Source organism: Candidatus Zixiibacteriota bacterium (assembly GCA_040753495.1).
In the GTDB taxonomy this organism is placed as follows: Bacteria; Zixibacteria; MSB-5A5; order GN15; family PGXB01; genus DYGG01.
Map to the genome: position 1 here is coordinate 1 of JBFMEF010000123.1, position 3,739 is coordinate 3,739.

General features: G+C 49.1%; 4 protein-coding genes. 1 reads left to right on the forward strand and 3 read right to left on the reverse strand.

Translation table 11 applies throughout. The features are described from left to right. On the reverse strand, positions 1-804 hold an 804-nt coding region (locus tag AB1690_08035; GenBank protein ID MEW6015258.1), incomplete at its 3' end, for a DUF3800 domain-containing protein. Between the two features lie 202 nt (positions 805-1,006). Here AB1690_08035 and AB1690_08040 point away from each other — a divergent pair. Beyond that, positions 1,007-1,543 carry an HDIG domain-containing metalloprotein gene (locus AB1690_08040; protein MEW6015259.1) on the forward strand — a complete coding sequence of 179 codons (537 nt, stop codon included), beginning with the start codon at positions 1,007-1,009 and terminating at the stop codon, positions 1,541-1,543. 125 nt (positions 1,544-1,668) lie between these two features. Here AB1690_08040 and AB1690_08045 read toward each other — a convergent pair whose 3' ends face one another. Both AB1690_08045 and AB1690_08050 read right to left on the reverse strand, forming a co-directional pair. Beyond that, positions 1,669-1,980 (reverse strand): hypothetical protein, encoded by a 312-nt coding sequence (locus AB1690_08045; GenBank protein MEW6015260.1) that lies wholly within the window; start codon positions 1,978-1,980, stop codon positions 1,669-1,671. Positions 1,981-2,103: 123 nt separating this feature from the next. After that, positions 2,104-3,739, reverse strand: a 1,636-nt coding sequence (locus AB1690_08050; protein MEW6015261.1) for a GSU2204 family CXXCH-containing (seleno)protein, incomplete at its 5' end; no start/stop codon positions are given.

Below are 3,739 nucleotides of genomic sequence, written 5' to 3' on the forward strand. Positions count from 1 at the left end.
ATATTCATCGAAGAATAGATTCGCTGCTCCACTAGTCAACAAGATTCTTTCAACTACGAATCGAAATGCGTATTTATAGAATGACTTGGGATAAGTGAACCCCTTTGATTTGAGATTTACTTTAACAAAGCAAACGGCCGCAAATTCGTATTCGACAGAAGCCAACTCTTTAAGGCAGTACTCGATCTGGTTTGTACTCAATCTGGATGCCTTCAATTCTGAATCCGGCCGCAATTGCAAGTCTTCTTTAATGCGACGGAATTTTCGGCTTATTTCTCTTTCGACTTTAGCATTATCAACTAAGATAGCTGATACTATGAAATAGGGGTCTTGCTTAAGATTTTTTAGCGAAGGCACTCCTGATTCGTCTAAATAGACATTGATTTTGGTTGGTCTAGTCGCGACTTTAGTATATACAGGATCGGCAAATAAGCCCATTTTTCGGGCTATGCCTAACAGAATTCTCAAGTGCTTTTGTTCAGCCCTTATGCGTGACTGATAGAATTCTATTGTTGTTGCGGCATCTTCTCCACTTTCAATGAGAAACACCCCCCTGCGACACGTTCCGACAAATATCTTTCCTTCCTGTCTCAGTGGTACAATTATGTTGTGTTGAAACGAGCCTTTTTTATAGACATGCTCGAATTGGGTGTTTCTCATAATGCTCAGAATGGATCTAGCATTACGATGCCCGATACAATTTTCGATCAGAAAATCTACAAATTTACGTTTGTCGGCTCCATGCTTGTCTGTATTGTCAGGTTGCCATGATTTTGCTTGTGAAAGTAAATTCTTTTTCATCATGCTTGAGTTATAACCTCCTAAAGAACCTTAATTGGACGCACCTATTCCCCCCCCTCGCCTCGGCCTGCCGCAGAATCGAGGGGGAATTTCGACCTGCCTCAATATCACTTTCCTGCAAGATTATTTATCCAATTGACACTGCCTCGTATTTCCCCTTAATTATTCACCAAAGAAACTCAAAAATCAAGATGGAGAATAGTTCATGCTCGACCAAGTCAAAGAACTCTGGCCGGAATTAAACTGGATAAAAGACGAAAAACTGCGGGCTCAGACCGCCGATACCTGGGCGCTGGCCCTTTCCAAGAGCAAACTAATTGTCGCCGACCTGCACGAGATACCGTTTACCCTCCTTGCCAAAGAATGCAAGGTCACTTTTATGGAGCATAAGCGGGCGGTCGTCCATATTGCCCACGAATCCGCCAAAATAATGGCTCACTTCTTCGGCAACAATCTGCCGATTGACTTTGATGCTGTCGTCTCCGGCGCCATCCTGGCCGATGTCGGCAAATTGCTGGAGTATGACAAAGTCAACGGCAAAGCGGTCACCAGCGATATGGGAAGATTCGTGCGGCATCCTTTTTCCGGTGTCGGGCTGGCGATGCAGTGCGGTGTGCCCGACAAGGTACTGCATATCATTGCGGCGCATGCCGCCGAAGGAGACCATGTCAAGCGGACCACCGAAGCCCTCATTGTTCACCATGCCGATTTTATGAGTTTCCTGCCGTTTATGAATAAGTGAGAGCGCTCCCATATCCGACTCAGATATCCCGCTATACACTCGGATTTAAGACCGAGCGCTTGATTCTTGCGTAAAAAAAGCAGCCCCGCCGAAGCGGGGCTGCCTTTTTTAGAAAGGAGGCTAACTCAGAATCTTATGTTAATCCAGGTCCGCACTACTGTCAAGGAACCGGATTCTACGCCATAGACATACCCTTCGTCATCACTCAAATCGATATAACTGACCTTACCGTTCAGTGTCATCTGCTCTGCTACCCGAAGCGTTCCACCAAACTCCAATTCCAACTGCGAATATGCCAGATCGGAATATTCGTCAATCATATCAAAGGAGTAATAACCGGGCGCAATTTCCGCTTCCACTTCCGGCACTTCCGGCATGACTATCTTATCGAAATAGGCTTCCGATTTAACATACCCGCCGGTGAACAGGAGATTCAACTTCTCCGTAGCGGCGAAATTAATATTGAGCGAGAGATAATGAGCCCGGGAATGATAATCGGTTTCACCGTACAGGGAACCGAAATGGTCGATGGCACCAACTGTGCCGTTAAGATGTCCCGCTCAGCCATCCATCATTGCCACCGCCAGTGGCCCATTCGATCTATCCGAGTAGTAACTGTATCCGGCGCTCATCGCCCAGCGCGGATGCGGTGTTAAGGTCAGGCTGAAATTCGGCTGGAACATCTCATGCTCATACTCGAGACTGTCCAGATTGTTGTTTTTCTCAAGCAGAAGTTTGACGCCGGCCGAAAGCGAGGCTCTCTCGCTTATCTTGTATGCCAGCGTAATATCGGCCTGATGCGACAGTTCCGGCTGATTGGAAATATTTCCGTAACGAAGAGCATCCCGCTGGAAATAAAATACCTGGGTATTGCCCGGAAGCGGTGTCAGAGTAGCGCTGCCATTCCGCTCCAGAAGTTTTCCAAAACTTATGAACGGGTCACTGGTCTTATCGAGATGATACTTAAGTCCAATCTGATATCGAGACTCGGGACGGTACTTAAGAGAACCTTCAAAGCTGTAGGTCTTGGTCTCATAATCGGCGCCGCGATACGGATAGTCATCCCGCTTGACCGATTCCATCCCCGCCATCAGGGCGATATTATATTTCCGGCTGGGGCGGTATTTCCATTGAACGGTCCCTTTTCCCACCGTGCGGGTCAGCGATGAATACCGGGTGTAATCGAAATTCTGTCCGCCTCCGGGTCGTCCCTCGCGCCAGTTAGGCAGGTCAATGAAAACCGTATCGTTCTCGACCCGATGAATCGACGCGGTAATGTTGAGAGTTGACCTCTTGCCGGGGCGAACAAAATAACGGACCACACCGCCATTGCCGGTCAGTTCCAAGCCGGCGTCATTGTTCTTGGCTTTACTGGTGGTGAAACTTCCGCTGAGCAATCCTCCCAGAATGTCAGCGCTGGCTTTGAATGTGTGCGCCGACTTATTAACCTCGGGGAAGATATAATAAGTGACTTCCCTGTTATCGAAGGCAACACGGGAGCCAAATTCTGCTACCATCGCTCCCGATACGGGATGCCGCGCCTGGTCGTAGAATACGGTTGCGCCCGGCACCAGAGACTTAAAAGTGCGATAACGATAATCATAGCCGAGCGTGACCGGTCCCGGGCTGACTTCGATACCGCCGCTATAAAAATGCGTCCGCCGTTCCGCTGCAACCGCCTGCGACGTTATATGACAGGAGAAACAGTGATTGGTAGCGGTCGCCTGCTCCGTTCCTTTCTCGATAATGGTTCGATGTGCCGCCACCATGCGCAAATCCCATTTAGAGGTCGGACGAACTTCTACCGAGGCATTTATCTCCCGCCGGGTCAGACCGTAATCGATACCGGGATTTTTGTCTTCATGAGTCAGCATCTTACCGCCCGGCACCGACCAGGCGGTATCCAGCGCCTCCCGCGCCGAGATATTATTCAGATTATCGGTCGCCTGATGGTGGAAGAAGGTCCGATAACCGCCGCGGAACTGGAACAGCTCCTGGTATCGTGAAACTAATTCAAAGCCGTGACGTCGCGGGTCGTAGTAGTCGCCGGAAAGACCCAGATACCCGGAACGATAGCGGCTGTCGAATCTGAAACCGAAATCGGGAAGCATCCCATCTCTGCCGCGGTCATACTCGGCAACCTTCTTATAATATTCGCTCACTCCGGTGTAATGACTACCCAGACGCAGCTCACCG